The organism is Chitinophaga sp. (assembly GCF_036566945.1).
Lineage (GTDB): Bacteria > Bacteroidota > Bacteroidia > Chitinophagales > Chitinophagaceae > Chitinophaga.
On the sequence record NZ_DATCVJ010000204.1, the window covers coordinates 1 to 7298 of the forward strand.

At 44.3% G+C, this 7298-nt stretch carries 5 protein-coding genes; all 5 read right to left on the reverse strand.

Translation table 11 applies throughout. From position 1 onward, the window contains the following. Positions 1–1291: 1,4-alpha-glucan branching protein GlgB (glgB, locus tag VIP81_RS05820; RefSeq protein ID WP_331957531.1), on the reverse strand; the 1291-nt coding region annotated here is incomplete at its 3' end. 247 nt (positions 1292–1538) lie between these two features. Next, complete coding sequence (locus tag VIP81_RS05825) at positions 1539–3341, reverse strand: DEAD/DEAH box helicase (RefSeq protein WP_331957532.1); 1803 nt, start codon at positions 3339–3341, stop codon at positions 1539–1541. 79 nt (positions 3342–3420) lie between these two features. Then, complete coding sequence (gene rimO, locus VIP81_RS05830) at positions 3421–4728, reverse strand: 30S ribosomal protein S12 methylthiotransferase RimO (protein ID WP_331957533.1); 1308 nt, start codon at positions 4726–4728, stop codon at positions 3421–3423. 220 nt (positions 4729–4948) lie between these two features. Further along, positions 4949–5830, reverse strand: a complete 882-nt coding sequence (locus VIP81_RS05835; RefSeq protein WP_331957534.1) for a cupin-like domain-containing protein — start codon at positions 5828–5830, stop codon at positions 4949–4951. Between the two features lie 210 nt (positions 5831–6040). Further along, positions 6041–7003: a signal recognition particle-docking protein FtsY gene (gene ftsY / locus VIP81_RS05840; protein WP_331957535.1), complete on the reverse strand. Its 963-nt coding sequence runs from the start codon at positions 7001–7003 to the stop codon at positions 6041–6043. Between the last annotated feature and the right edge of the window lie 295 nt (positions 7004–7298).

Below are 7298 nucleotides of genomic sequence, written 5' to 3' on the forward strand. Positions count from 1 at the left end.
CCAGGCTAAAAGTCAAATCATTCTGATACCATTTACGATGTATCGGATCTTTCTTAAAATAGTCCAGGGTATCATTCATCCAGCCCATCATCCATTTCATACCAAAGCCCAGTCCGCCCATAAATGTAGGTCTGGACACCCCATAATGTGAAGTGGAATCTTCTGCAATGGTTTGAACATCCGGAAACAAAGCGTAGATCGTTTCGTTCATTTTTTTCAGGAAGCTGATTGCTTCCAGGTTTTCATTTCCACCCAGTTCATTCGGCACCCAGGCGCCTTTGTCACGGGAGTAATCCAGGTGTATCATGGAAGCAATCGCATCTACCCGCAAACCATCGGCATGGAAACGATCAAACCAAAACACCGCATTACTCAGCAAAAACGACCGGACCTCGTTACGTGCGTAATTAAAAATATAACTGTTCCAATCCGGATGATAACCCTTACGCATATCCGCATATTCATACACATGAGATCCGTCAAAACGGTATAATCCATGTGCATCGTATGGAAAATGAGAGGGAACCCAATCCAGTATCACGCCTATATCTGCCAGGTGAAAGGCTTCGATCATTTCCATGAAATCCTGCGGGGTACCATATCTTGAAGTAGGGGCAAAATATCCGGTCAGCTGATACCCCCAGGAACCATCAAAAGGATGTTCCATCACCGGCATCAGCTCCACATGGGTAAAGCCCATTTCCTTTACGTAAGGCACCAACATATCTGCGATCTCCTGGTAAGAATAAACACGTTCCGGATCCAAAGGGTCCGGGCGACGCCAGGAACCCAGGTGTACTTCATAAACAGCAAAAGGGCTGTTGAGCGAATTACGTTTTGCCCGCTGAGTCATCCACTTCTTATCATCCCACTCATAATCCAGCGGATATACTATGGAAGCCGTTTTAGGACGCACTTCCCAGTAATTGGCATAAGGATCCCCTTTGATCAATTCTTCTCCACTGTGAGACCGGATAAAATATTTATAAAGGGAACCTGCTTTTACGCCTGGTACAAAACCCTCCCAGATACCGGAACTATCCCAACGGGGCAGCAAGGTATGGCTGTAGTGATCCCACCCGTTAAAATCACCCATCACTGCTACAAATGCAGCATCCGGTGCCCATACGGCAAAATAAGTACCATTGGCGCCTTCCAATTCCATAGGGTGTGCACCAAACTTTTCGTATAGCCGGTAGTGTGATCCGGCCTGAAACAGGGTAATATCACTGGAAGAGAATAGGGAAAACGGTTCAACATACTGTAAAGCGCGATTAGTATCTCCGATCATAGTAACGTGTGAATTGGGTGTCTTGATAAACAAGGTAGTTAAATTTTGGGAAAATGGCAGATAGTGGGAAACAGTTATTTAAAAAAGAAAGGGGGGCTACTGCTTGCTTTGATAGCGGAAAGCAAAAGGCATAAAGCAAAAGGCTATTGCAGCAAATGAACTGAGCGAAAAATAATATTCGCTTTGTTTATTCGCTGCAATAGCCTTTTGCTTTATGCCTTTTGCTTTCCGCTATCTACGATCCGGATTAGTATTTCTTTTTGTACGGAGGTTTACCACCGCTGCCGAAAGACTCGCGTCTGTCGCCACCGGGACGGCTACCGCCTGGACGGCTGCTACCACCTTCGGAGCTCCAGCTTCTTTTACGCGGACCATCTTCTCTGCGTGGACCACGATCTCCGCCACCGCCACCAGTGCGTGGGCGTCTGTCGCCATCCTGAGACATTTCTATCCTTACGCTGCGGCCGTTGTATTCCACTTTCTTGAACGCTTCCGTTACTTTAGGCAGTTCTTCGTTCTCTACTTCAAAGAAAGAATAAACACCCTTCAGATCAATACGACCGATTTTGTTACCACGTAAGCCAGTGTTATCGCACAGGTAACGGAGCATATCGCCGCGGTTGAAATCATCTACTGAACCCAGGTTGATGAATAAACGGGTGAATTTGCCATCGCTTCTGCGTGGACCTCTGTCATCTCCAAGCGTACCTGCACGTCTGTCGTCTTTTGCATTCAGATCAGGTGCATCCTGGTAGTATTCCAGGAACTGGTTGAATTCGAGAGAAGCAAAACGTTTGATCAGGTCTTCCTTGCTCATAGACGCAAACTCTTCGTTGATGCGCTCCATGTAAGGTTCAATCTGTTCTTCGTTTACTACTACGTTATGTACTTTGTGTACCAGGCCAAACAGTTGTTTTTCACAAACTGCGAAACCATCCGGTACTTCTGCTTTTACAAATTTCTTACCCAGTACTCTTTCGATCTGGCGGATTTTACCGGTATCACGTGCGCTGATAATAGCAATAGAGATACCTGATTTACCTGCTCTACCGGTACGACCACTTCTGTGGGTGTAGTTTTCTACGTCATCCGGTAAATCGTAGTTAATTACGTGTGTAACGTTATCCACGTCAATACCACGGGCTGCCACATCTGTAGCTACCAGCACCTGCAGTGCTCTTTCGCGGAAACGCTTCATTACTTTATCACGCTGCTGCTGCGTAAGGTCACCGTGCAATGCATCTGCATTGTAGCCATCCTTAATCAGTGATTCAGCAATTTCCTGAGATTCAATTTTGGTACGGGTAAAGATGATACCAAAAATTTCAGGGTTGAAATCCACGATACGTTTCAGGGCCGCATATTTTTCACGCGGACGCACGATGTAGTATTCGTGTTCTATATTAACGTTACCGCTGTTTTTGCTACCAACGGTCAGTTCAAACGGATCTTCCATGTATTTCTTGGCGATACGACGAACTTCCTGTGGCATAGTTGCAGAAAACAACCAGGTAGTTTTACCATCTGGTGTGTTGGACAGGATACTGTTGATATCTTCCTGGAATCCCATGTTCAGCATTTCATCTGCTTCATCCAGAATAGCATAACGCACGTTATCAAAATTAACGGCACCACGTTCTATAATATCCAGTAAACGACCTGGAGTAGCCACTACGATGTGAACACCTCTTTTCAGTTCACGCAATTGTTGTACAATGCTGGAACCGCCATATACCGCTACGATGCTAACATCGCCGAGATATTTACTAAAATTTTTCAGATCACTGGTGATCTGAAGACACAGTTCACGGGTAGGACATAAGATCAGCCCCTGTGGTTTATTAACTTTAAGATCCAGTTGCTGCAGCAAAGGCAGGCCAAATGCAGCAGTCTTACCGGTGCCCGTCTGGGCAAGACCTACGAAATCGCGGTCACCTCCTAACAATACTGGTATTGCCTGTTCCTGGATGGGAGTTGGGGAAACGAAGCCCAGGTCCGTAATTCCCTTTAAGATAGGCTCTTGTAAGCCCAGTGATTCAAATGTAGTCATTGATTTGCATTAATCAAGCTCCGTCGGGAGCTGTGGATATAGCCTCTAGCGATTAGCTATCAGCTGTTAGAAATATTATTTACACCAGCTCGCCTTCGAGGTCGTAGTCAAATGCTTTGGTGATACGGACTTCTACAAAATCTCCTGGTTTCAGGCGTTTGGTAGTATCAATGATCACTTCGTTATCTACTTCCACCGAATCAAACTCGGTACGGGCTAAATATCTGCCCGCTTCTTTCTTGTCTATTATTACTTTGAAGATCTTTCCTACTTTCTCCTGATTTTTTTCGAGGGAGATTTCCTGTTGAACTTCCATTATTTCCTGCGCTCTTCTCTCCTTTTCTTCCGCCGGAATATTATCCTCCAGCGCATAAGCACTGGTTCCTTCTTCATGGCTATAGGTAAACACGCCTACACGATCAAAGCGCATTCTTTCCAGGAAGCCTTTCAGCTCTTCCACATCATCTTCTGTTTCGCCGGGGAAACCTGCAATGAGGGTGGTACGTAAACAGATACCAGGTACTTTAGCCCGGATATCATGTACCAACGTTTCTATTTCTTCACGGGTAATCTGACGTTTCATTGCTTTTAACATGGCATTGGAAGCATGTTGCAATGGCATATCAATATAGTTGCAGATATTGGGGAACTCATTCATTACATCCAGAATTTCCATAGGGAACTTCGTGGGATAAGCATAGTGCAGACGAATCCACTCCAGCCCTTTCACACCGGCCAGCGCACGCATCAGGTCACCCAGGCGACGTTGTTTGTACAGGTCCAGTCCATAATAGGTCAGCTCCTGTGCAATCAGCATGATTTCCTTTACACCTGATTTTACCAGTTTCTCCGCTTCCAGCACCAGTTCTTCAATGGGTTTGGAAACGTGCGTACCACGCATTAGAGGAATGGCACAAAAAGAACAGGTACGGTTGCAGCCTTCTGCAATTTTCAGGTAAGCATAGTGAGATGGCGTACTCAGTAATCTTTCGCCAACCAGTTCTGCTTTATAATCTGCATCAAATTTCTTGAGTATCAGGGGCAGTTCCATGGTTCCAAACCAGGCATCTACTCCTTCTATTTCTGCTTCCAGATCGCCGCGATAACGTTCGCTCAAACATCCGGTAACATATACTTTATCCAGTTTACCGCGCTGTTTCAGTTCTACCTGCTCCAGGATGGTATTAATCGATTCTTCTTTGGCCTTGTCAATAAAACCACACGTGTTTACCACTACAATATTGTGGTCGCGTTTCGCACTTTCATGCACTACATCGATATCATTGGCCACGAGCTGTCCGCTCAGCACCTCTGAATCCACCATATTCTTGGAACAACCAAGCGTAATAATATTAACCTTGTCTTTCTTTAAAGTTTTTGTCTTCAAGCGCGAATTGTTTTAAACAAGCGGTCAAGCATTTTTTGAACCGCTACCGCCACGAAGACACACAGACACTGATTGAATTTAACAGCAGACTTACTGTATGTGACTTGAGTCTTAGTGGGGGTTGAAATAAGGAAGGTGCAAAGGTAGCAAAAAGATTTGACAATTGGAAATTTATGCTAAGTAACTGTTGCCTAACTACTTAGCATAAATTTACTTTATATCAGCTCAGCTCCTGCAGGGCCTTGTCGGCACGCGCTCTGGCGAGCCTTCTTTTATAATAGTACCACCATTTAGGGGCCATCTTAATCATCAGGTTGTTCATACCTCTAAGACCCACCAAATGGTATAATCCATTTAATTTACCCAGCAAGGTCGGGTCCATTGCCCGTAAACTCATAGCAAACCCACCATCCAGGTATTCCATATGATGCCAGTATCCAGCCGGCATAAACATGGTATCACCATGATTGAGAATGGTGGTATACCCCCTGGCATGCTTCAAAGCCGGAAACTGTTCAAAATCCAGGTTTTCATGCCAGTTAACGAAGTTTGCTGCGCTCTCTACCGTAAAAGGCATACGGTAAATAAAGGGCGCCTGATTATTTTCCAATAACAATACCCGCTTCCTGCCCAGGAACTGGGTATGGAAGATGTGCGACAGGTCAATGTCATAATGCATATGCGCTACCGAACCGGCGCCTCCCACAAATAACATGGGGTATTTCTTCAGAAAACCGGTAGATAACTGGTCCGGCCAGGTAAAATCTCCTACCAGCTGAGGTGCGTGCTGAAAAATATTAAAGAGGAAAATGCGGAGGGCTACTGGCCCCTGCTCCACCATATTAAGGTATTCACCAAAAGAAATGTAATCATCGGCGCCATTAACAAGGGTATTAACGCCGGCGCGCTCATTGTTGTACACCCCCACTGTCTTGTCTCCCACTATTGATTTGAAATAATCCCATGTCCACTTTGTATAAGCCGGCCAGTTTTTGCTAAGGCCCCCTGCCGAGATGACGACAGGTTTACGTGGTTGGTAGTAGTTCTTCTTGAATTCCGCTGGTGTAATATCTTCAACTCGATCTATGTGCTGTACTATCATACTTACGAATTGTTAAAAAGGGTACAAAAAGGGAACAATTATTCAAATGTAATAAATGCAGTTTTATTTTATCAAAACAAAGAAACAGGTTGAATGTTGATGAAAACGGCCGGGCTCCGTACAAGGAGCCCGATCAATGAATTTATTTGAAGTAAAATGTTAAACAAGATTTATGCTAATTACCAAATAACAGTTATATCAATCAGATAATCAAGCATTTACACTAAACAGTGAATCTACGAAAGTTTCTTTATTAAACACCTGTAAATCTTCCATTTTTTCGCCAATACCAATGTATTTTACTGGTATTTTAAACTGGTTGGCTATTGCCAGCACGACCCCACCTTTAGCAGTCCCATCCAGTTTGGTGATCGCCAGCGCGGTTACTTCGGTGGTAGCTGTAAATTGCTTGGCCTGTTCCAGCGCATTTTGCCCGGTAGAACCATCCAATACCAGCAATACTTCATGCGGGGCATCCGGAATGACCTTTTTCATGACGCGCTTGATTTTGCCTAATTCATCCATCAAATGGAGTTTGTTATGCAAGCGGCCTGCAGTATCTATAATAATAACATCTACATCTTTAGCGGCACCACTTTGTACGGTATCAAAGGCAACTGCGCCCGGGTCAGAACCCATTTGCTGTTTTACAATAGGTACTCCTGCTCTTTCGCTCCAGATAGTCAGCTGATCTACTGCGGCAGCACGGAAAGTGTCCGCAGCGCCCAGCATCACTGATTTACCAGCTTTCTTGAAGTTATAGGCCAGTTTACCAATGGTGGTTGTTTTACCCACACCATTTACGCCTACCACCATAATTACATAAGGCTTTTTACCTGCCGGCACATCAAAATCACGGAAACCGCTATCCGGTGCATCCACCAGTATCGCTGCAATTTCTTCCTGCAGCATCCTGTTCAATTCACTGGTTCCCAGATACTTATCTTTAGCCACACGTTGTTCGATCCTATCTATGATCTTTACGGTAGTATCCACACCTACATCGGCAGAAATAAGGGCATCTTCCAGGTTATCCAATACTTCGGTGTCTACGGTTGACTTCCCTGCAATGGCGCGTCCTATTTTACTAAGGAAGCTCTCTTTGGTTTTTTGTAAACCCTGATCCAGATTTTCCTTCTTCTCCCTGGAAAATAGTTTATTTAAAAAGCTCATAGTTTAGTTTAATTGGGTCCGGGGCATCCCGGTTTATTTGAGTTATCCGGCTGCTTAATCACAGCATCATTTACAACAAGTTGCTAAAATACGCCTTTTGTGCGGATATTGTCTTACTCAGGATTATACTGATTATACTGATTTATTTTAAAAGATTAGAGAAGATATTAGCGGATAAATTTCGCTAATATCTTCTCTAATCTTTTTAATCCCGTAAAATCACTAAAGAAAATCAGTATAATCAGTATAATCCTGAGTAAGACAATATCCGCATAACACAAAAAGCTGTCCGTTT

What these genes read in the sequence shown, in the direction of transcription:
- ftsY (WP_331957535.1), bottom strand. Translation starts at nt 7,003, where the DNA reads ATGAGCTTTTTAAATAAACTATTTTCCAGGGAGAAGAAGGAAAATCTG.
- VIP81_RS05835 (WP_331957534.1), bottom strand. Translation starts at nt 5,830, where the DNA reads ATGATAGTACAGCACATAGATCGAGTTGAAGATATTACACCAGCGGAA.
- VIP81_RS05825 (WP_331957532.1), bottom strand. Translation starts at nt 3,341, where the DNA reads ATGACTACATTTGAATCACTGGGCTTACAAGAGCCTATCTTAAAGGGA.